At 63.8% G+C, this 20,626-nt stretch carries 19 protein-coding genes and 1 pseudogene; 7 read left to right on the forward strand and 13 right to left on the reverse strand.

Translation table 11 applies throughout. The features are described 5' to 3' along the window. Positions 1-166: 166 nt before the first annotated feature. The 5 genes from LBK75_03435 (at position 167) to LBK75_03455 (ending at position 5,743) form a co-directional block, all read left to right on the forward strand. The gene (locus LBK75_03435; protein MDR1157346.1) at positions 167-1,519 is read left to right on the forward strand and encodes a VCBS repeat-containing protein; all 1,353 of its coding nucleotides are present in this window, start codon (positions 167-169) and stop codon (positions 1,517-1,519) included. Further along, positions 1,516-2,205 (forward strand): response regulator transcription factor, encoded by a 690-nt coding sequence (locus tag LBK75_03440; protein ID MDR1157347.1) that lies wholly within the window; start codon positions 1,516-1,518, stop codon positions 2,203-2,205. Before LBK75_03435 ends, LBK75_03440 begins: the two co-directional genes overlap by 4 nt. Beyond that, positions 2,193-3,662 (forward strand): HAMP domain-containing histidine kinase, encoded by a 1,470-nt coding sequence (locus LBK75_03445; protein ID MDR1157348.1) that lies wholly within the window; start codon positions 2,193-2,195, stop codon positions 3,660-3,662. The genes LBK75_03440 and LBK75_03445 overlap by 13 nt, the downstream gene beginning before the upstream one ends. A gap of 198 nt (positions 3,663-3,860) precedes the next feature. Then, on the forward strand, positions 3,861-5,117 hold the full coding sequence (locus LBK75_03450; protein ID MDR1157349.1) for a M23 family metallopeptidase: 1,257 nt from the start codon (positions 3,861-3,863) through the stop codon (positions 5,115-5,117). Next, entirely contained in the window at positions 5,114-5,743 is a 630-nt protein-coding gene (locus tag LBK75_03455) for a hypothetical protein (GenBank protein MDR1157350.1), read from the forward strand. Before LBK75_03450 ends, LBK75_03455 begins: the two co-directional genes overlap by 4 nt. Here the strand turns inward: LBK75_03455 and nadC are convergent. The 7 genes from nadC to LBK75_03490 form a co-directional block, all read right to left on the reverse strand. Next, complete coding sequence (gene nadC / locus LBK75_03460; protein ID MDR1157351.1) at positions 5,740-6,567, reverse strand: carboxylating nicotinate-nucleotide diphosphorylase; 828 nt, start codon at positions 6,565-6,567, stop codon at positions 5,740-5,742. The genes LBK75_03455 and nadC overlap by 4 nt on opposite strands. A gap of 66 nt (positions 6,568-6,633) precedes the next feature. Beyond that, positions 6,634-8,172, reverse strand: a complete 1,539-nt coding sequence (gene nadB, locus LBK75_03465; GenBank protein ID MDR1157352.1) for an L-aspartate oxidase — start codon at positions 8,170-8,172, stop codon at positions 6,634-6,636. Between the two features lie 94 nt (positions 8,173-8,266). Next, on the reverse strand, positions 8,267-9,181 hold the full coding sequence (gene nadA, locus LBK75_03470; protein ID MDR1157353.1) for a quinolinate synthase NadA: 915 nt from the start codon (positions 9,179-9,181) through the stop codon (positions 8,267-8,269). A gap of 126 nt (positions 9,182-9,307) precedes the next feature. Next, positions 9,308-9,829 (reverse strand): zinc-ribbon domain-containing protein, encoded by a 522-nt coding sequence (locus LBK75_03475; GenBank protein ID MDR1157354.1) that lies wholly within the window; start codon positions 9,827-9,829, stop codon positions 9,308-9,310. Positions 9,830-9,866: 37 nt separating this feature from the next. Continuing rightward, the gene (gene efp / locus LBK75_03480) at positions 9,867-10,430 is read right to left on the reverse strand and encodes an elongation factor P (GenBank protein MDR1157355.1); all 564 of its coding nucleotides are present in this window, start codon (positions 10,428-10,430) and stop codon (positions 9,867-9,869) included. A gap of 152 nt (positions 10,431-10,582) precedes the next feature. Then, positions 10,583-11,653, reverse strand: coding sequence for a Xaa-Pro peptidase family protein (locus LBK75_03485; GenBank protein ID MDR1157356.1), 1,071 nt, complete (start codon positions 11,651-11,653; stop codon positions 10,583-10,585). Between the two features lie 80 nt (positions 11,654-11,733). Then, positions 11,734-12,255, reverse strand: a complete 522-nt coding sequence (locus tag LBK75_03490) for a YqeG family HAD IIIA-type phosphatase (GenBank protein ID MDR1157357.1) — start codon at positions 12,253-12,255, stop codon at positions 11,734-11,736. Between the two features lie 147 nt (positions 12,256-12,402). Here LBK75_03490 and LBK75_03495 point away from each other — a divergent pair, with 147 nt between their 5' ends. Continuing rightward, positions 12,403-13,197 (forward strand): hypothetical protein, encoded by a 795-nt coding sequence (locus LBK75_03495; protein MDR1157358.1) that lies wholly within the window; start codon positions 12,403-12,405, stop codon positions 13,195-13,197. A gap of 22 nt (positions 13,198-13,219) precedes the next feature. Here the strand turns inward: LBK75_03495 and LBK75_03500 are convergent, their stop codons facing one another. Next, entirely contained in the window at positions 13,220-13,804 is a 585-nt protein-coding gene (locus tag LBK75_03500; protein ID MDR1157359.1) for an S-layer homology domain-containing protein, read from the reverse strand. Between LBK75_03500 and LBK75_03505 the strand changes: the two genes are divergently transcribed. After that, positions 13,720-13,926, forward strand: a complete 207-nt coding sequence (locus LBK75_03505) for a phage DNA packaging protein J (protein MDR1157360.1) — start codon at positions 13,720-13,722, stop codon at positions 13,924-13,926. The genes LBK75_03500 and LBK75_03505 overlap by 85 nt on opposite strands. A 1,174-nt stretch (positions 13,927-15,100) precedes the next feature. On the opposite strand, the pseudogene LBK75_03510 reads toward LBK75_03505, so the two are convergent. The 5 genes and pseudogenes from LBK75_03510 to LBK75_03530 all read right to left on the reverse strand — a co-directional run bounded on the left by LBK75_03510 (position 15,101) and on the right by LBK75_03530 (position 20,611). After that, positions 15,101-15,547, reverse strand: a pseudogene (locus LBK75_03510) (phosphodiester glycosidase family protein). A gap of 984 nt (positions 15,548-16,531) precedes the next feature. Further along, positions 16,532-17,071 (reverse strand): chromate transporter, encoded by a 540-nt coding sequence (locus LBK75_03515; protein ID MDR1157361.1) that lies wholly within the window; start codon positions 17,069-17,071, stop codon positions 16,532-16,534. Continuing rightward, on the reverse strand, positions 17,068-17,655 hold the full coding sequence (locus LBK75_03520; GenBank protein MDR1157362.1) for a chromate transporter: 588 nt from the start codon (positions 17,653-17,655) through the stop codon (positions 17,068-17,070). The genes LBK75_03515 and LBK75_03520 overlap by 4 nt, the downstream gene beginning before the upstream one ends. Then, the gene (locus LBK75_03525; GenBank protein MDR1157363.1) at positions 17,645-19,846 is read right to left on the reverse strand and encodes a hydratase; all 2,202 of its coding nucleotides are present in this window, start codon (positions 19,844-19,846) and stop codon (positions 17,645-17,647) included. The genes LBK75_03520 and LBK75_03525 overlap by 11 nt, the downstream gene beginning before the upstream one ends. A 105-nt stretch (positions 19,847-19,951) precedes the next feature. After that, positions 19,952-20,611 (reverse strand): OmpA family protein, encoded by a 660-nt coding sequence (locus tag LBK75_03530; GenBank protein MDR1157364.1) that lies wholly within the window; start codon positions 20,609-20,611, stop codon positions 19,952-19,954. Between the last annotated feature and the right edge of the window lie 15 nt (positions 20,612-20,626).

The raw sequence follows: 20,626 nt of genomic DNA on the forward strand, positions 1-20,626 counted from the left end.
GGCGGCAGCGCATAGCTGCCGCCCCAGTAAGAAGGGGGTATTGATGAGTTGACTGCTTGCAGTATGCCCAAAAGGGCGGCGTGATATACGCCGTCACGCAAAAAAAGCGTGCGGCGCCGCGCGCAGAGGTGTCGCCGGCGCCCGGATGGGGAAAGGAAGCGAGTGTGTGAGGCGGATGGGTGTTTGGGCTGCCTGTGTGTGTCTGCTGCTGACACTGACGGGCTGTTTTTCCCTGGTGGACGACGAATTGTTGGTGCTCCCGCGCCAGCCGCAGGACTCCGTGAAGCTGCAGCGGTACATCGACGAGCATGTCGCCTCCGGCGGCCGGCAGATCGCGCCGCTGACCGGGCTGAACCGGCAGACCATCCAGAAGGTCGACATCGACGGCGACAAACAGGAGGAGGCGGTCCTCTTTTTTCGTTTTTCCGGCGACACGCCGCTTAAGATCTTCTTTTACCGGATCGTCGGAGAGGAGTACGAGCCGTTTGCCCGCGTCGACGGCGAGGGAGACTCGATCCAGAGCGTCACTTACGCCGACCTGAACAACGACGGTACCCAGGAGGTCATCGTCGGCTGGCGGGTGGTCGGCGGCGCGTTTAAAGCGATGACTGTCTACACCCTGCGGGCGGAGGGGCTGGAGACCGTTCTCTCCACGAGCTACAGCGGGTACGCGCTGCACGACATGGACGAAAACGGCCGGACCGATCTGCTGGTGCTCCGCTACCAGGATACGGAAAAGACGGGGATGGTCGAGATGTACCAGATGGGCGTGTCTGAGATCTCCGAGATTACCCCGCAGTTTTCGGCGCCGTTGTCACGCAACATCGAGGGGGTGATCCGCGCGCGGACGGGTCTGCTCGACGACGGGTATCCGGCGCTGTATGTGGTGAGTCAGTATGGCTCGGACGCGATGGTGACGGACGTCGTCGCCCTGCAGAAGCGGCGGTTGACCAACATCTCGCGTGACCCGACGACCGGTGTGAGCGACGGGACAGTGCGCAGTTATCTGGTCCCCAGTCTTGCCAGCTTATCCGACGACGGCGTCATCGACATCCCGCGCCCTGTAGCGCTGTCGGCGTATGACCCGGAGGCCGAGAACGCGGAACCCGTATGGATCATCCAGTGGATACGCTACCGCTCCGACGGCGAGGTGTTCACCTCGGTCACGACCTACCACAACTACACGGACAACTGGTACATCGAGCTGCCCGCGTCATGGACATGGGAACGGCTGGCCATGACGCGCCGCGATATCTCCGCCAATGAGCGCGGCGTCGTATTTGCCCTGCGGAGCGAGGAGGGGGCGCCGCCGTCCGATATGCTGACGATTTATACGCTGACCGGGGATAACATGGAGGAACTGGCCGCAAAGCCGGGGCGTGCCGCGCTGCTGACCGGCAACAATATGATCGTGGCGGCGGAGATCGACGCCGACGCGCCGGTTTCCAATACAGCGGTTGCGCGGTGGATGCATTGGCTCCAGAAGGATTGGATGACAGGGGAGTTGACAACGCTGTGAAAAAAGTTCTTGTTTTGGAGGACGAGTCCAGCATCCGCGGGTTCGTGGTGATCAACCTCAAACGGGCCGGCTACCAGGTGGTCGAGGCCGAGACGGGGGAGCAGGCACTGGAGAGTCTGGAGCAGCATCCGGACATCCGGGTGGCTCTCCTGGACATCATGCTGCCGGACATCGACGGTTTTGAAGTCTGCCGCCGCATCCGGGCGGGCGGCGGAAAGATGGGGATCATCATGCTGACGGCCCGCACCGGTGAGATGGACAAAGTCACGGGCCTTATGACCGGCGCGGACGACTATGTGACCAAACCCTTCTCTCCCACGGAACTGATCGCCCGCGTGGACGCGCTCTACCGCCGCGTCGGCGACGACCCGGAACCGGAGGTGCGCTATGAGATCAAGAGCGGGCCGTTTGTGCTCAACACGAAGAACCGGATTCTCTCCAAAAACGGGGAGAGGGTCAAACTCACACAGGTGGAATATACGATCATGAAGATGTTTCTCGAAAACCCCGGCACAGCGCTCTCCCGCGAGAACATCCTGCAGACCGTGTGGGGACGTGACTACTACGGCGAGCTGAAGATTGTCGACGTCAACATCCGCCGTCTGCGCATCAAGATCGAAGACGACACGGCGAATCCCACCTATATCACGACAGTTTGGGGTTATGGATACAAATGGGGAAATTGAAGCGAAGGGCGCAGCCCGTCAAGAAGCTGCGCCGAATGCTGCACGGCATCCAGGGGCGGTGGATGCTGAACAGCTTGGGGCTTGTTTTCATGATTGTGCTGGTGGCGGTCATGGCCTATTCCATCGCTGCGGCCAACTTCTATACGGCCGGCGCGCGCGCCGGCCTGGAGAGCCGCGCCACGGCCGCGGGCAACTTCTTCAGTCGTTACCTGAACACGAGTTACAACGACTTCTTTCAGGGCGCCCACCGTTTCGCGGAAGATTTTGAAGACAGGGACAAGCTGGAGCTCCAGTTCATCAATCAGGTCGGCCGCATCGAGGTATCCACCATGGGCATCACGATGGGGCTTGTGCCCGGTACGCCGGACGTTCGGGGTGCATTTGAGTCCGGCGAGGTCGACTCGTTCCTCGGCGTGGATCCGCTCAGCGGCGAGCGGGTGATGTCGGTCTCGGCGCCTCTTATCTTTGCGAACCGGCAGGTCATAGGCGTCATGCGCTATGTGACCAGCATGAGCGAGGTCGACAAACGCATTTTGATGTCGTCCGGTATGGCCATGCTGCTCGGTATCGCCGTCATCGCCTTTGTGGTCGGGTCCAATCTGTTCTTCATCCGGTCGATTCTGCTGCCGATTCAAGAGATCAATGAGATCGCGAAGAAGATTGCCGCCGGCGGTTACGGCGTGATGATCGAGAAGAAGTACGACGACGAAATCGGCGAGCTGGCGGACACGATCAACAACATGTCGGCGGAGATCAGTCTGGCCGACCGCATCAAAAATGATTTTATTTCCTCTGTTTCCCACGAACTGCGTACGCCGCTCACGGCCATCGCCGGTTGGGGAGAGACGTTGCTGTCGGTCGAAAGCAACGACATCGCCGAGGTAAAAAAGGGCGTGCGCATCATGCTCGGCGAATCCTACCGATTGACCAAGATGGTGGAGGAACTGCTGGAGTTCACCCGCATGGCGAGCGGGCGGATGACGCTGCGGATGGAGGAATTCGACATCCGGGAGGAGCTCCAGGAGGTGGTATATCTCTACATCGAGACGCTGGCCCGCGACAATATCCTGCTCACCTACCAGGAGGACGAGGAGATTCCTTTTATCACGGGGGACAGGGCGCGTCTGCGTCAGGTGTTCATCAACCTTTTGGACAACGCGGCGAAACACGGCGGCGAGGGGCGGCGCATCGACATGATGACCCGTACGTTGGACGACCGGCTGCTCGTCACCATTCGGGACTACGGGGTCGGTATCCCGGAGGAGGAGCTGCCCCATGTGAAGTACAAGTTCTACAAGGGCAGTTCCAAAGCGCGCGGCAGCGGCATTGGCCTCGCCGTCAGCGACGAGATCATCCGGCTTCACGACGGTACCCTGGACATCGAAAGCCAAGTGGGTGAGGGCACCACAGTCACTGTCAGCCTCCCCATCCACATCGGCCAGCCCTCCGAGGCGTAACGGGAGAGCGGCGATTGACTATAATTCCCCACAGGGGACGACAGAAAAAAAGAAACAGAGCAATGATCCCGATGGCCTGCAAAGTGATTGAACGCTAGCGGCCCAAAAATCGGTCTGTGTGACGCGCGGGTGTCATATAATTACTTCATAACGGAGGCGATGTGTGAGAAAACGGTGAAAAGAGAGGAACGATTGACTGTGCCATTGACGGTTGAACATACGCGGCGGCGGCCGGAGGGGCGGCCGCGCCGGGATGTGGGGTTTACGAAACCTGAGGGCTCACCGGTGCGCGGACCGCGGGACGGCGCGCGTGCGCGTTTTGTGGGAAGACAGACGGAGCGGAGCCGCCGGACGGCGTCCGCGCGGACCGGTAGAGGGCAGCCCGCCGGCAGCCGGCGGGACCGGACGGGCCGCCGGTTTGCGCAACTCGTGGTTTCTCTCATCATTTTTGGGGCGGCGCTGGTGATCAAATTGGCGTCGCCGGACGCCGCCGAGGCGGTGCGGGCGGCGCTTGCTGACGGCGTCGGCGGGGCGCTCGATTACCGGACCGCCTTTGCCACGGCCGGAGAGACGTTGTCGGCTGGTGGGGGCATCGTGACGGCCTTCCGCGTGTGGACGGAGGAACTCTTTGGCAGCCGGCCGGTCGAAACGGACCCGTCGCCGGCGGATGAGACCGGTGAGCCGCCGACGACGGGGGCGGACGGGGCGGAGCCATCCGCAGCGCCCGAGGAAACGCCCAAGGCAGCGTCAGAGGCCGCCGGGACAGCATCCGGGGTCGGAGCCGACAGTGAGCCGGCCTCTGAAGTGACCGGTGTGGAGGTGGGGCAGAGCGGGGTGCCTGTGCAAACGGCCGCCGACGCGGCTTGGCGGGCGCGTTGGGGTGCGTCGGCCGGGACAGCCGCCGGCGCCGCCGTATGGATATCCGACTGGACGGTGTCGCTGTCCGCCGAGGACGCGCTGGATGATACTGCGCCTGTCCCCTTCGGAACCGAAGTGCCGGAGCGGGCGGACTACACCTGGTATCCGCTTCCTTTTGCCTACAGTGCGCCCCTCCAAGGGGTGGTGAGTTCAGAGTTTGGGTTTCGCCGGCATCCGGTGTACGGGGAGACTCTCTTCCATTACGGATTGGATCTCGCCGCCGACACCGGCGCCGAGATTCGTTGCTTCGCGGACGGCACAGTGCTCTCCGCCGGTTTCAGTGATACATATGGATATTGTCTCGAAGTTGACCATGGGGACGGCTTTACCAGCTTCTACGCACACTGCAGCCAGATCCTGGTGAAAGCCGGGCAGGCGGTCAGCAGGAGCGCGTCTGTCGCCCGGGTGGGCATGACGGGCTTGGCCACCGGGCCGCATCTGCACTTCGAACTTCGTCTGAACGGCGTCAGCCTGGCGCCGGAGCGCTATCTGGGCCTCTCTGACAATTCCGCGCGCGGCGCGGCGCCGCGCCTATGACATGGGGCCGTCTGACCGTACAGGGCGGGTTTCTGCTGCTCATGACGTTCCTCGTGTTTCTCGATAGCGCCGGGTTGCTCCTGTGGATAGCCGCGGCCGCGTTTGTGCACGAGGCGGGCCATTGGGTGGTACTGCGCCTGGTGGGCGGGCGTGTGGCGCGATGGGAACTCTCTCTGCGCGGCGTCGCTATGCGGCTGCCGGTCTGGCCGGCGCTCTCCTACGGGCGGGAACTGTTGGCCACGCTGGCCGGCCCCGCGGCCAATTTGATGTGCGCGTTCGCCGCCGCATTGTGGGCCGGGCGCACAAAAGACGCCGGCCTGTATACCTGGGCCGGCGTCTCGCTGTTTCAGGGTGGGTTCAATTTGTTGCCAGCGCGCGGACAGGACGGAGGGCACGCGCTGCACCTGCTGCTGCGCTGGCGGTGGCATGCCGCGGCCGCCGACCGCGCGCTGACCATTCTCACGGGTCTCTGTGCGGCCGGTGCGGCGGCGGCGGGCCTTTGGGCCTATCACACCGCCGGCCGTGACATCACCGTGCTGGCCGCCGCCGCATATGCGGCGCTGTCGCTGCTGGCCCCCGGCGAGGGCCGCGGGCCGCCGAACACGAAGTTTTTAGAGATTGTCTAAAGCTTCAGGCTGATGTCCAGTGCCCGGGGGGAGTGGGTCAGCGCACCGATGGAGATGAGATTGACGCCGGTGGCCGCGACCTGAGCCAGGTCGCGCGCGCCCATACTGCCGGAGGCCTCGACGAGCGCCTGTCCGCTGATGTGCCGCACGGCCGCCCGCATGTCGTCGTCCGTCATGTTGTCCAGCATAATGCAATCGGCGCCCGCGTCCAGTGCCGCCCGCACTTCGTGGAGAGTGGAGACCTCCACCTCGATTTTGAGCATGTGCGGCGCGCGTATACGCGCCGCCGCCACCGCCGGACCGATGCCGCCGGCCGCCACGATGTGGTTGTCCTTGATCAGGACGCCGTCCGACAGGCCCAACCGGTGGTTGACGCCGCCGCCTGTGCGCACCGCGTATTTTTCGAGCGCGCGCATGCCGGGCGTCGTTTTGCGGGTGTCCGTGATCCGGACGGGGAAGTCTTTGACGGCCGCCACGGCCCGTGCGGTGGCGGTGGCGATGCCGGACAGGCGCTGCAGCAGGTTGAGCGCCGTCCGTTCCCCGGTCAGGATTGAGCGGGCCGGGCCCTCCAGCGTGGCCGCCACATCCCCCGCTTTCACCGGTTCGCCGTCCAGGTGGTCGATGCGCAAAACAATGCCGGGGTCCAGTAGCGAGAACACCCGGCGCACCACGCCGAACCCGCAGAGGACGCCGGCTTCTTTGATGAGAAACTGTCCCTGGATCCGCCGGCCCGCCGGCACACAACTCTCCGTTGTGATGTCGCCGCCGCCGATATCCTCTTCCAGTGCGTGCCGCAAAAAGTTGTCCAGCCAAATCGCATCCATCTCGGGAACCTCCTCACACGGCGCCGGTCGCGCCGTTTTTAGAAACTGTTTAACAGTTCCTTCGCGTCAGTCTTCGCGAAAATGGGCGCCAACGCTCTCGCGGCGGTTCAGCGCCGCCTGCAGGATCTCACCGGCTATCGTGGCGAGGCCCAGCGCCTCCCAGTGTGCCTTGGTGGGCAGGTTTTTGTGCGCCATCGCGCCGAGAATGCTCTGGATCTGTCCCAGCCCGGCGACGAGATCCGCCGTGTGGCGTATGACGCCGGCGTCACGATTCGCAATCGCGACGACGCGGCGGCGGATCTCCTCCGGTTCCGGCCCGTGGTAGTACAATCCATCTGCGACGGGCAGGGAAAACGGCCTGTCCGGCCGCGGACGGGCGCTGCCGCCGATGTACCGGGCTGCCCGGCGGCCGAACACCAGGCACTCCAGCATGGAGTTAGAGGCCAGTCGGTTGGCGCCGTGCACGCCGGTGGAGGCCACCTCGCCGCAGGCATACAGGCCGGGCAGCGTCGCCTCGGCGTTGAGGTCGGTTTTGAGCCCGCCCACCAGGTAGTGCTGCACCGGACAGACGGGGATCATGTCTCGGGAGATGTCAATGCCAAGTCGCAGACAGTGGCCGGTGATCGTCGGAAAACGGGTGGCCAAAAACTCATAGGAGTGGTGCGTCACATCCAAAAAGACATAGGGCACGCCCTCTGTCTGCATCTCCCGGACGATGGCACGCGCCACGATATCCCGGGGGGCGAGTTCGGCCATCGGGTGCTGGTCCGCCATGAAGCGGTGCCCGGCGGCATTTTTGAGTACGCCGCCCTCGCCGCGCACCGCCTCTGAGATCAAAAAAGCACGGTCGGCCTCGTGGGGCGTGTAGAGCGCCGTCGGATGGAACTGGATGAACTCCATGTCGCGCACGGCGGCCCCGGCGCGCAACGCCGCAGCCAAGCCCTCGCCGGTGGAGACGGAGGGGTTGGTTGTGTGACGGCCGTAGACCTGGCCGATGCCCCCTGTACAGAGTACGACGGCCCGCGCCAAGATCGCCTTGAACACGCCGCCGTCGTGGATCAGAACACCGCAGGCCTGACCGTCGTTTGTCAGAATGTCAACCAAGAATGAATGTGGGAAAAAATGGATATTTGGCCGTCCGACAGCCAGCGTGGCCAGCACTTTGACCGTCTCGCGCCCGGTGGCGTCGCCCCCGGCGTGTACGATGCGGTCCCGGGTGTGGCCGCCCTCGCGGGTGATCTGGAGTTCGCCGTCCTCCCGGAGGTCGAAAGGCACCTGCATGGACACGAGCGAGGCGATGGCCTCCGGCCCCTCGTCCACCAGCGCGCGCACGGCGTCCGCGTCGCATAGACCCGCGCCGGCCACCAGCGTATCCTCCAGATGGATCTCTGGGTGGTCGTCCTTGGCGATGGCCGCCGCGATACCGCCCTGCGCCAGCCAGGAGTTGCTGAGGTCGAGACCCTCTTTTGTGATGATGAGACACTGCAGCCGCTCGTCGAGGCTCATGGCCGTATAGAGTCCGGCCATGCCGCTGCCTGCGATCACCACGTCGGTGTATATTGTTTCAGATATGACCATGTCGCGCGGCCATGCGGTCCGTCGCATGGAATCATCTCCTTGCAAGAGACTAACGTGGGTTGCACCTGCAACCCACAACCCAAATTCTTGTTTTTTGTTGCCGCTTCGCGGCAACAAGGTACTAAAGATTACACTCGATCATCCGGTCCAGCGTGCGGCGGGCGGACTGCGCCAGTGCGGGGTCGATCTCGATGGTCTCCCGGCCGGTCTCCAGCGCGTGCGTCAAGTCGACCAGGGTGGTTTTTTTCATGTTCCGGCACAGCAGCGAGGGCTTGAGCAGGAAGACCCGTTTGTCCGGCGCCGTCACGCGGAGCCGTTCGACCACACCAACCTCCGTGCCGATGAGAAAGCCCGCCGCCTCCCGCTGCTCCACGTAACGCAGAATTTCCGCCGTGGAACCGGCAAAATCGGCCAGCGCCACGACGGCGGGCGGACATTCGGGGTGGACCAGCACCAGGCACTCGGGGTGCGCTCGCCGCGCCGCCTGTACGTCTTCGGCCCGCACCAGGTGGTGGACAATGCAGTAGCCGTCGTAGAGATGAAAACGCTTCTCCGGCACCTTCTCGGCCACGAAGCGCCCCAGATTTTGGTCCGGCAAAAAGACGATCTCTCGCTGCGGCAGCGCGCGGGCCACGCGCACCGCCGAGGAAGAAGTACAGCAGACGTCACAGACCGCTTTGACGGCGGCCGATGAATTGACATAACACAAAAATGCGGCGTCGGGGTGTTTTGTCCGCAAAACGGTTACGTCGTCGGGCGTGACCATGTCGGCCATCGGGCAGCCCGCGTCCGGCGCGGGGAGCAGCACTGTCTTGTCCGGATTCAGCAGCTTGGCGCTCTCGGCCATGAAGCGGACCCCGCACAGGACGATGACCGGATGCGTAGCCTGTCGGGCCTGCCGGGCCAGCTCAAAGGAATCGCCGACCACGTCCGCGACCTCCTGGATGTCCATCGTCTGGTAAAAATGGGCCAGAATCAGCGCGTGCTTCTCTTCGGCCAGCGCGCGAATGCGCCGTTGTTGCTCATTCATGGTCATCACCTTATAGTTTTTCCCCGCCAAAGGACGGGGAAAATAGAACGGTCCGCACAAAACGCGCGCACCAACAAGCCGCGAGAACTCGGTGCGGCCGGGGGGGTGTGCAAAAGACGGACGCGGCGGTCGTCACGTGTGATGGTGTCCGTCGCAATCCGGGTCATCGCAGTCCGGATCGTCGCAATCGAGGTCGAACTCCAACGTTTCGCCGCATTTTGGACACTGGATGCTCCCCTCTTCCAGCATTTCCTCGTTGATGACGGTCTCCTCGCCGCACTTTGGGCATTGGATCTCATAGTAGTAGTTCCCGTCGGGCAGATCGATCTCGTCTTCGTCATCCTCGTCGTCTTCGTCATCTTCATCCTCATCGTCGGAGAAGATCTCCAAGAGGCGCGACAGACCGTGTGTGATGCTCTCTACGCACTCGCCGAGGCCGTCCACCGTTTCGTCCAGATGCCGCACATCCTCTGCCACGGAATTCAGTTCCTCGCCCAGATGCCCGTTTGCCTCCTCCACGCCGGAGAGGGCGTCCGTCATCTCGTCCAAAAGATCGATCATCGCGTGCAACACACGGCCTTCCTTGGTGTCGTCGTCCAACGACAGTCCCTCGGCCAGTCCTTTGACGTAGCCAAGCTTTTTCAAATAACTCACGCGGCACACATCCTTTCCGGTGATGGGCGTACAAAGGTCAGCCCTTGGCGCGCTCCATATACTCGCCGGTACGGGTGTCGATGCGGATCATCTCGCCGGCGTTGATGAAAATGGGGACGCGGATCTCGGCGCCTGTCTCCAGGGTGGCGGGCTTTGTCACATTGTTTGCGGTGTCGCCGCGCACGCCCGGTTCGGTCTCCGCGACCTCCAGCTCGACAAACACGGGCGGCTCCACATTGAAAACATTGCCTTTGTATGAGATGACTTTACACTCCATGTTCTCTTTGACAAACTGAAAGCCGCTGCCCAGCGTACCCTTGGAGACGGGGATCTGTTCATAGGTCTCCGTGTCCATGAAGTAATACAGATCGCCGTCGGCATACAGATATTGCATGTCGCGGCGCTCCACATAGGCGTTTTCAAATTTGTCGGTCGGGCTGAATGTGCGCTCGACCACGCCGCCACCTATCACATTTTTCAGCTTGCAGCGCACAAACGCCGCGCCTTTGCCGGGCTTGACATGCTGAAATTCCACGACCTGCAGCACCTGGCCGTCCATCTCAAAGGTGACGCCGTTGCGGAAATCGCCCGCTGAAACCATATTCGATGACCTCCATCCCGCCGGGGCTTTTCCGCTCAGGCGGTATCGTTTTCTTTCCGGACGCCGCATCCGGGGGGATTGCCGCGGTTCTCCGTGCACATTCGGCACTCATAATCTTACTATAAACCTGTGATGTTGGCAAGTTGAAATTTCTATCCCACCACGAGCAGGTCTTTGGGCAGGGCGGTGAGATTGCGTGCGCCGGTCTCGGTGAGGGCAATGACGTCTTCGATACGCACCCCAAAACGGCCGGGCAAATAGATGCCAGGCTCGGCGGAGAGAACGGTGCCGGCGGGCAAAGGGCTCTCTTCGGAGGGCGATGCACCGCCCGGTTCATGAATCTCGATCCCCAAGCAGTGACCGAAACCATGGCCAAAATAGGCCCCATACCCCTCTTCGGCGATGAGATCGCGGGCCGCGGCGTCGATCGTCCGACCGGCGACGCCGGCGCGGGCCGTCTCGATGCCGCGGCGCTGCGCGCGCAAGACGACGTCATACACGCGGCGCATCTCGTCGGTGGCTGTGCCGACGGCCACTGTACGGGTGGTGTCGGAGCAGTAGCCTCTGTGAACGACGCCGAAGTCCATCGTGAGGAAGTCGCCCCTCGAGATGGGACGGTCGCCGGCTTCCCCGTGCGGCTGCGCGGCGCCCGGGCCAGTCACGACGATGGGGTCAAACGAGAGATGATCCGCGCCCGCTTGATACAGCCGGGCGATGAGCTCGGCGCGCAACGCCCGCTCCGTCATGCCGACCCGGATGAGCGGGAGTGTCTCAAGGAACCCTCGCTCGGCGATGCGCTGGGCTTCTTCCATACGGGCCAATTCCTCGGTGTCTTTGACGCGCCGCCGCCTGTGCAGCGCCTCGTGCGCCGGCACAAAATCCACAGAAAACGCGCGGGAGAGGGTCTCGTATTCGGTGAGCGTCATGGTGTCCTGCTCGAAACCGAGCATCTTCACCCGCGCACGAGCCAGGGCTTTGCCGACGGTCTCGCGGTAAGGATGCGTGTGGTCGGTTATCTCCACCGCATAACCGGACAGGCGCGTCCGCGCGGCCTCGATATAACGGAAATCCGTATAAAACGTTCCGCCTTGGCGGGTGATCAGCACCATACCGGCGGAGGTGAAGAGATCTGTGGCATAATACCGGGCCACGCGGGAGGTGAGCAGCAGCGCGTCGAAAGATTCCTCCTCCAACAGCGCCTGCAAGGACGGCAGACGGTTCACGGCGGCCTCCTCTTCCGATATCCCGGGACAATCGGACTAAAATGATAAGAGCAAAAACACACGGCAAACAGGGGGCGGCGTCACTGACAGGCGTCCCGCTGGAGCGCTTTGCGGATGAAGGGCTGCTCCAGACGGCGGCGCAGGCTGAAAAAGAAGTGGCCCTTGAGATGCAGCGGCGTGACCAAGATGGAAAACAGCCCGCTGCGCTTGGCGCCCAGGACGTCGGTGTAGATCTGGTCGCCCACCTCGGCCACCTGAACCGGCGGAAGCCCGAGCAGTTCCACGGCCCGCTTGAAGCCGAGCGAAAAGGGTTTGCGCGCACGGGGGACATAGCCGACGGGGAGACCTGCGCAAAATCGCCGCACGCGGTCCTCCGCGTTGTTTGTGATGATGACAACGCCCAGACCCGCCTCGCACATCTGGCCGATCCAGCGGATGACGTCGGGCGTCGGACGCTTTTGCCCGTAACCGGCCAGCGTGTTGTCCAAATCTACGGCCAAGCCCCGCAGCCCTTTCGAGAGAAGCCATTCGGGGGTGATGTCCTGGATGTTGGCAAACACTTTGTCGGGGATGAAATTGGCGCCAAACTTGCTCATTCGCATAATCAAACGTCCCCGTCATATAAATGATGTTGGGTGACAAAATCAGGAAAAACGCAACAGGGAACGAATCAAGTATACCACAAGGCGGCGCGATTCACAATGGGAGACGAAACATAGTGAACAAAAATACGAAAGGATGTGGCCAGAGTGGAAGCCGCTGTTTCGCCCATTGTGGCGGCGGTACCGGCCGATGTCCGGGCGGCGTCGGCGCTGGGTGTCCGCGTGGCGCATTTGGCATACGACGTGGACCCGGCGTACGGCCTCGTGCGCCGGCGCGCCGACTTGTCCGCGCGCGGCGGTCTGATGGTGCTGTCGGACCGGGCCGGCGGACCGGCGGGGCAGGACGCGACGGACGGGGTGAGCGCGCTCTGCCAGGCGGTCATGCGGACCTGCGCCGCACACGCCTTCGAGGGAGTCGTAGCCGACTTCGAGACGCCGGGTCACGGCCGACTAGAACAGTTCGTGGCCGAGTGCGCGCCTGTACTGGAGGCCAAAGGGCTGGTGCTGTATGTGTCTGCGGGATACGCGCACTGCACGCGCGCGTGCCGCGTCGTGTTTCCGTGCGCGCCGGTGTCCGGGTCTGTGCGCGACTGCCTGACGACGGCGCGGGAGCGGTACGAGGGCCGGCGGCTGGCGCCGGACTGGGAGCGCCTGATGTGCGACGTCACACTGCCGAAGGCGGGGCCGGGCGCACGGCTGACGCCCCGGGCGCTCGCGCGGCTGACGGTGGGACGCCAGGTGTTCTTTTCCCAAGAGCTGTGCACGCACTATTTTACCTACAAGGACGCGTCGGGGGAGACTCACTTCGTCCTGTACGACGACGGGCAGAGTTTGCTGAAAAAACTGCGCCTTGCGGCCGGCCTCGGTGTCAGCGAGGGATTTTTCCTCTACCCGGAGGTGGCGGAGCTGTTTGCCGCCGGGGAGCTCGCGCCGCGGGGCTGACGCACTTCTGACACCTGAATCATCAATACAGACGGCACAGAACTTTGGCGGCTTCTGCGCGGGTGATGTTGCTTTGCGGGCGCATCGTGTTGTTGGGGTAGCCGCCGATGACGTCCAGCGAGACCAGCACCTCGATGTGATCTTTGGCATAGGCGGGGATGGTGTCGCCGTCTGCGAAGTTTGTGGGTATTTTTGCGTAGCCGCGCGCCATCGTCCGCCCGATGATCGTGCAAAATTCAGCGCGGGAGATAGGCGCCGCAGGATCGAAGAACAGCTGTCCGTTTTGGGATTTGCCTTTGATGACGCGCATCCCATAGAGCGCCCGAACCGCCGGCGCGGCCTCGGGGGGGATGGCGTCCGCGTCGGTAAAAGGCAGCGTCACACCTGCCGAGAGGTCCGTGTCGAGCCGCAGCATGCGCGCGATGAAGAGGGCCATGTCGGCGCGCGTCAGCGCGCGATCCGGCCTGAATTCGACGCGGTCTTCCACAACAAAATCGGTGAGGATACCCCGCTCGTCCAAAAATGCCACATCCCGGTAGGCCCAGTGCGTGTCCTCAACGTCAGAGAAACGGACAAGCGGGGCCGGCGGTTCCAAGGCCGCCGACACTTCGATACCCGTGCGACTCCGGTTGCCGGCCGGGTCGACCGCTTCCAGCGTCAGTTTGTGCCACTGGTCGTCGGGCAGCGCGGGTATGGCCTGTAACAGGCCTGTGTTGCGGTCATAACTGAAAGGTTGGGTGACGCCGTCGATACGCAGCGCCACATCGAGGTCCCGCAGCGGCGCGCCGTTGTCGTCCGTCACAAAACCCTCCACCGCCGCGTGACCGGGTTGGGACAGCGTGTCCGCGGCGTCGATGCGCACCAGAGGCGGCTGTGTGTCGTTGTAAGGTTGGTGGGACGCGACCCAGTGGTCGGTGTACAGCGTCCCCCGTTCCGCTCCGGTTTCCGCGCGCGTGACCCAGAGACCGGAGACGCGGGCCGCGCCCGCCGGCAGAGCGACCTGGACGTACTGGTATCCCGCGAAGTCCAGTGTCCGCGCGGACAGGTTGGTCTCCTGGCCCGTCGTATCGGCGACCTTCACGCCGAAGGTATTGCCGGAGTTGTCCCCAAAGACCCATAGATTGAGATAGGCGGGGCGGTCCGCGAGCGGGACACTCACGGGCAGCGTCAGCGTCGGCGGCGCGTCCGCCGGCATGTCTTTGAAGTCATACGTGACGCGGCCGGCCTGCCGACCGTACTGTACCCGGTCCATGTCCCGTTCATACAGGAAGGAGATCTTGTCGCCGCCCTCCGGGACACGGCTGCTCTTTTCCTCAAATGTTTCAACGGCCTGAGGCATTTTGCCGACTTCCACGGGAATGCTGTTTACCACATTGCCGTACGCGACCGTGATGCGGCCTATGGCCCCCCGGACGTCGGAGGCGGTGAACAGCCCGTTCACGTCGACGCTGCCGACCGGCCCGGTGACACTCCAAGCGAAGCAGACATCCTGTCCGGAAACCGCGAGATTGTCCAAAAAGCCCGTCGCCGACAGATTGACCGCTTCGCCGGGCGCCGCGGCCAGAGACGACAGTATCCGCCCCGTGGTCTCATGAGTCAATCGGATGGAATCCAACGTGTCCACCACCCGCACGGCGGCGTCGCCGTAGACATAGTAGTTGTTAAGGTTCTCCGCGCCCACGAGGGTTTCGCCGGCGCTCTCCGCCGTGAACACGCCGGCGGCGTCCATCGAACCGACGGCGCGGTTTGTGGACCACCAGGACAGCGGCGGTGTCGTCACGGTGTGATAATTAAGATCTGTGGCATATCCCTTGAAGGCGACTCTGGCGTTTTTCAGCACGGTGGCCTCGGGCGGATACACAAAGAGCCGGTCCGCCGTGCCTGTCCGCGGCATTGGGTTGACTAGGGCGATAAAATTGGCCACGCGGCGCGGTTGACCGTCGGAGGGCTTGCCCATCGGGTTCAGGGCGTCCTGACCGGGGTATTTCGCGCCCAAAATCGTGGAACCGCCGCCGTCCAGATTGATCGCATCCACGCAGCCGAGGGACTGAAGCCGCCGGGCGACGTCGGTCAGCGAGAGACCGGCGCTGTAACCCTCCTGCCGGCCGTCCACCGTGTAATAGACGCAGGTGCCGTCGCTTTTGACGCCGAGGGCTGTCCGCGGTGCGGTGCCGGTGCCCAGCCCTTCGGCGAGTTGTCCGTTTGTCAGAAGCTTCACATTGGCGCCGACGGCGTACGGGACAGACAGGAAGCGGCTGTCCGCACAGTCGACGCGGATTGTGACGGGGGTGCCCGGGATCAGATCGGCGACGCGATCTACGGGGCCTTTCGCATCCACCGACAGCACCATCCGGCCCGCCGTGAGGTTGGCCGGGGCCTTCCCGCGCACGACTTCATGGACGGCGCCGCTCACCATCCCGCCGATGGTCAGGGAACCGGCAATGTCCAAAATGACGTGGACGCCTTCTGTGTCTGTCCGCGTGGTGGCGGCGAAGTCCGGGGTGAACAGCACAAGCCGCGATTCGCGGCGGGTGTGGTTCACGTGATCGATGGCGATGTCGCGGGTAGTGCCCGCGATTTGGGCCGACATCGTAATTTTCAGCGGTTCTTTGGCGATGAAAGCCCCACCGCCCGAGGGGAAGCCGATGGCGGCGGCGTAGTTGTCGGAGGCGCGCAGGATGCCGTTCGTGACCAAGATACCGACGGGCTCGCCTGTGCTCAGCGTGAAAAAGTCCCCGTTCATGATGGCGGCCACATCTAAATTGGCGGCCGCCAGTTTCCGGTGGAGTTCCGACATCGTCAGCGCGCTTCCGGACACCTTGTCCCCGTAAGCCACGATGGTCTGGAGGCCGGAAAGCGGCCCCCACTCTATGTAACGTTCCTCCTGCCGGCCCGCGGAGGCGTGCTGCAGCGTGGTCTGGACGAGTTCGGTCTGGTCGTCAAGGGAAATCCGGCTTTCCCGATACAGCGTGCCCACGCCCGGGACAGGAGTGCTCAGGGCCAGGGACGGCGCTGTCAAAAGTGCCGCGGCCAGCACCAAAGACAGAGCGGCGCGGCAGGGTTTTTGGCGTCTCTTTCTTCTTAACAGCATGTGTTCGCAGACCCCCCAAAAAATTAAAAACAGTTGATAGCAAACAAAGCCAGAGCTCGTAGGAGCAACATTCTGCCGAGCCGCCCTGAAACTGCGGCGGCTCGGCAGCGGGACAGATCCCCACCCCCGATGGGCCGAACCCAGTATATCACAAGGCGCCGCCGCGCACAAGAATGCACTATTTTCCATACAAAATGTTTTGTTATTCCATATATTGGGATAACAACGTGCAAGCGCCCACCCTTACTGCAGGAAGAGAGCCCCCAAGAGGCCGCAGCCGGTGAGAAGCCAAACGGGGCCGGCCTTGGTGAAACGGAGGAGCACGAACACAAGCGCCGCCAAGAGGATGGCCGGGAGATCGATGGTCCCGCCGCCCGGGAGAAAGGCCTCTCGGGCCACCGTGAGTCCCGCGCCCGCAATGAGCGCCAGCACGACCGGACGGATGCCGGACAGCGTCGACTGAACACCCTGCGATTTGTGGGCCGAAAAGAAAAATTTCGCGACGAGGAGAGCGGTGAGGACGCTCGGCAGCACCATGCCCAGTGTGGCGATCAGGGCGCCCGGGATGCCGGCGAGTTTGGTGCCGGCAAAGGTGGCCGCGTTGATGGCGAAGGGGCCGGGGGTCATCTGAGAGATGGCGATCATGTCCACTGACTCACTCGCCGTCATAAAACCGGCGCCGACCAGATTCTGCTGAATCAGAGGTACGATTGCAAGACCGCCGCCGAAGGTGAACAGTCCGACGCGCAGACAGAGTAAAAACAATTCAAACAACCGACTCACGACGGCGCTCCCTTCTGTCTGCGGCGCCAGGGGCGCCCGCTCAGCAGGCCGATGAGACCGCCGCCCAGCAGGATCCAGACGGCGTTTACAAAGGGCAGAAACACCGCCACGGCCAGCGCCGCGCCAAACAGCAGCCAACCGAGCGCGCCGCGGACCGACGCCGGGCGCAACTGGACGACGGTGGAGAAAAGCAGTCCGGCCACAGCGGCCCGTACGCCGCGCAGCGCTCCCAGCACATAAGGATTTTCGAGGAAAGCCTGGTAGACGACCGTGATCAATGAGAGCACGGCCAGAGAGGGCAGGACGGCGCCCAGCGCGGCCGCCAGCGCGCCCGGCACGCCGGCGATGCGATAGCCCACCAGCAAGGAGGCGTTGAGGGCAATGACGCCGGGGGTCGACTGCGCCACGGCGAACAAGTCGACGATCTCATCCTCTTCGATCCAGTGGTGGCGCGTGACAAAATCGCGCGACATCTGCGGGATCATCGCGTAGCCACCGCCGAAGGTGGTGGCGCCAATGCGCAGCATCACGAGAAAGATGCGGCCCAGGTCGGCGGAAGCGGGGCGCCTCGTCTCACCGTTCATGGGCGTAATAATTGATCAGGCACCCGGCCAGGATGACGTCGCGCTCCTGCCGGGTGAGGGGACCGAGCGCGAGTGTGACCGTCTCTGAGACACCGCCGTGCGTCCACAATGCCTCGACGCGTTCCGTATCTCCCAGCAGCGCGGCGCGGATGTGCGGCAGCGCGATGGTGTCGCCGACCGCGAGGCGCCGCGTGTCCAGGTCCGGCCAGAGGAGCGGCAGCATTCCCCAGTTGATTAGGTTGGAACGGTAGCGCTTGGTGGCGTACTCCAGCGCGATGTTGGCGACGCCGCCGAGCACCCGCTGGCAGGAGGCCGCCTGTTCACGGGCCGAGCCGTCGCCGGGCCGCAGCGCCGCCACCGCGCTGCCGAGGCCGGGCGCCTCCGGGGCGTCCTCGCGGCGGCGTTTCTCACGGCCGAGAATTTCCTTGGCCAGGGCCACATAACCCGGCGCCTTGCGCGAGAGCGTAAACTCCGCTAGACGGTATGGGTTGGAGCGGTAAGAAGAAGTCTCCCCAGAGGGGATGAGTTCGTCGGTGGTGGTCACGGGGTCGTAAAGGGCGGCGGCCACCGTCAGGATCAGTGCGTCCGGCAGCGGTGGCAGCGGCGGCCAGTCGGCGATGTTCGGGCCGTAGACGAGCGGCGTTTTCGGCTCCGACCGTCCCACGCCGCGGTAGACGCGGCGCGCATAGGGGGCGCCGTCAAAGACATACGCGTCGCCGTCCGAGACGGACGGCGGATCGGAGAGCTCCGTCGCGGCCGTGAGCAGCCCGCCGTTTCGCGCCGTGGCGGCGATGGAGCGGGCGTCCATGAGCGCGACAAAGGCGCTTTGCCCCTCGCCGGGTTTGCTGCCCTCGCGATTCGGAAAATTGCGGGTGGCGTGCCGGATGGACAGTCCCCCATGGGCGGGCACGTCGCCCGCGCCGAAACAGGGGCCGCAGAAGGCGGTGCGCACAGTGGCGCCCATGGCTGTGAGGTCCGCCAAAATGCCGTCGCGAGCCAGTGCCAGCGCCATCGGTTGGCTGGCCGGGTAGACGGAGAGAGCGAAGGCGGAATCGTCCATCCCGCCGCCGGACAGGATGGCACGGGCCGCCGCGATGTTCTGGTAGAGTCCGCCGGAACAGCCGACGATGACGCCCTGGTCCACCCGCACCTGCCCGTCGGCGCATACTTTATCCGTCAGCGGGGGCGGGGCGGCCAGGTCCCACTGCTCCGCCGCGTTCGCCGCCGTCTCGCGGAGCAGCTCGGACGCGTGCGCGCGAAAGACCCGGATGGGATATGTCCGACTGGGGTGGAAAGGAAGGGCGATCATCGGCTCCACGGCGCCGAGGTCGATGTGCACCGCCGCGTCGTAGTAAGCGAGCGCGCCGGGCTGCAGCGCCCGGTGGGCCTCCGCGCGGCCGAAACGAGCCAGTTCCTCCGCCACGCGCGCGTCGGTCTGCCAGAGGGTGGAGAGACAGGTCGTCTCCGTCGTCATCACGTCGATGCCGTTGCGAAAATCCATCGGAAGACCGGCGATGCCGGGACCGATAAATTCCAAAATTTTGTTTTTGACGAAGCCCTTCGGGAACGTGGCGCCGATCAAAACGAGCGCCACGTCCTGCGGACCGACGCCGGGTTGGGGCGTTCCCTCCAACCAAACGGCTACCACCTCGGGGCGGGCAATGTCGTAGGTGCGCCCCAGGAGCTGTTTGACGAGCTCCGGGCCGCCCTCGCCGATGGCCAACGTCCCATAGGGGCCGTAGCGGGTGTGGCTGTCGGAGGCCAAAATCATCCGGCCGCCGCCGGTGTAACACTCCCGCATATATTGGTGGATGACGGCCATATGGGCCGGCACGTATTCGCCGCCATACCGATGCGCGGCGGACAGGCCAAAGCGGTGGTCGTCCTCGTTGATCGTGCCGCCCACCGCGCAGAGGCTGTTGTGACAGTTCGTCAGCACATAGGGGAGGGGGAAGGCGGTCAGTCCGCTGGCGCGCGCCGTTTGGATGATGCCCACATAGGTGATGTCGTGCGAGGCCATGGCGTCGAAGCGGAGCTGCAGCGCGTCCATCCGGCCCGAGGTGTTGTGCGCCGCCAGCACCCCGTAGGTCATGGTGCCGGTCCGCGCCTCCTCGGGCGCGGGTAGTCCGCGTTCGGGCGGTATGAGGCGGTTTTGACGCAGATAGACGCCGCCGCTTTGTAAAGTGGTCATGAAAAATCCCCTCTCAAAAATAGATGGTTTAGGTGACACCTAAACCATAGATACGGAGCCGGGCTGAGCCCGACCCCGTGTCGAGAGGCGTCCGGGACACCCCTGTCATTTTCCGTTTCGACCCGTGTAGGACAAAATGGCGCCGGAAAACTCGCTGTTGGGCGCAAAAAACGTCGTGGGGATTGTGTGGTCCGCGGGCACGCCGAGTTCTTTGAGATATTCCGCGATGGCGCGGGCGCGCCGGCCGGCCAGTTCCTCCGGTTCGCCGTCGTATTCGCCGGGCAGGGCGGACCCCTCGATGAGGACGGAGACGTTCTGGAAACCAGGCACCAGGCGTACAAAATTTTGCAAGTCGTCCCGCGCCATATCGGAGAGCGCGGTGTCGCCCGGCATGAAGTACACCGTAAGCTTTGTCTGCGGGATCTGCGCCGATACCGGCGGTGCAGAGGACGGTGAATCCGGCGCATTCGGAACGGCCGGCTTGTCCGGACCGCTCGAATCCGGCTGCGGTTCCGCCGGGGAAACAGGGGAAGGCGGCGTACCCGGCGTGGGATCCGCCGGCGGAAAAGAAGGCGACGTCGGCGTGACGTCGTCCGGCAGAGATACCGGCGGCTGCAGATTCCCGGCCGGCGGCGTGGGCATCGTGGCCGACGAATTCCCCGCCTGCCCCAAGAGTGCGTAAGCGGAGTAGATGGCCGTCAGCATGATGGCAGCCAGAAGGACGAGCGTCAGCTTGCCGCGCAATGTCAATTCGTATCCACTCACAACTACCGCTCACCT

This window comes from Oscillospiraceae bacterium, assembly GCA_031265355.1.
Classification (GTDB): Bacteria; Bacillota; Clostridia; order Oscillospirales; family UBA929; genus JAIRTA01.

Bases quoted from the DNA above. Each gene is read 5' to 3' on its own strand.
- LBK75_03505 (MDR1157360.1), top strand. From the start codon at position 13,720: ATGCCACATCCCGGTAGGCCCAGTGCGTGTCCTCAACGTCAGAGAAAC.
- LBK75_03445 (MDR1157348.1), top strand. From the start codon at position 2,193: ATGGGGAAATTGAAGCGAAGGGCGCAGCCCGTCAAGAAGCTGCGCCGA.
- LBK75_03520 (MDR1157362.1), bottom strand. From the start codon at position 17,655: ATGAACGGTGAGACGAGGCGCCCCGCTTCCGCCGACCTGGGCCGCATC.
- LBK75_03525 (MDR1157363.1), bottom strand. From the start codon at position 19,846: ATGACCACTTTACAAAGCGGCGGCGTCTATCTGCGTCAAAACCGCCTC.
- LBK75_03455 (MDR1157350.1), top strand. From the start codon at position 5,114: ATGACATGGGGCCGTCTGACCGTACAGGGCGGGTTTCTGCTGCTCATG.
- nadC (MDR1157351.1), bottom strand. From the start codon at position 6,567: ATGGATGCGATTTGGCTGGACAACTTTTTGCGGCACGCACTGGAAGAG.
- nadA (MDR1157353.1), bottom strand. From the start codon at position 9,181: ATGACCATGAATGAGCAACAACGGCGCATTCGCGCGCTGGCCGAAGAG.
- efp (MDR1157355.1), bottom strand. From the start codon at position 10,430: ATGGTTTCAGCGGGCGATTTCCGCAACGGCGTCACCTTTGAGATGGAC.
- LBK75_03490 (MDR1157357.1), bottom strand. From the start codon at position 12,255: ATGCGAATGAGCAAGTTTGGCGCCAATTTCATCCCCGACAAAGTGTTT.
- nadB (MDR1157352.1), bottom strand. From the start codon at position 8,172: ATGCGACGGACCGCATGGCCGCGCGACATGGTCATATCTGAAACAATA.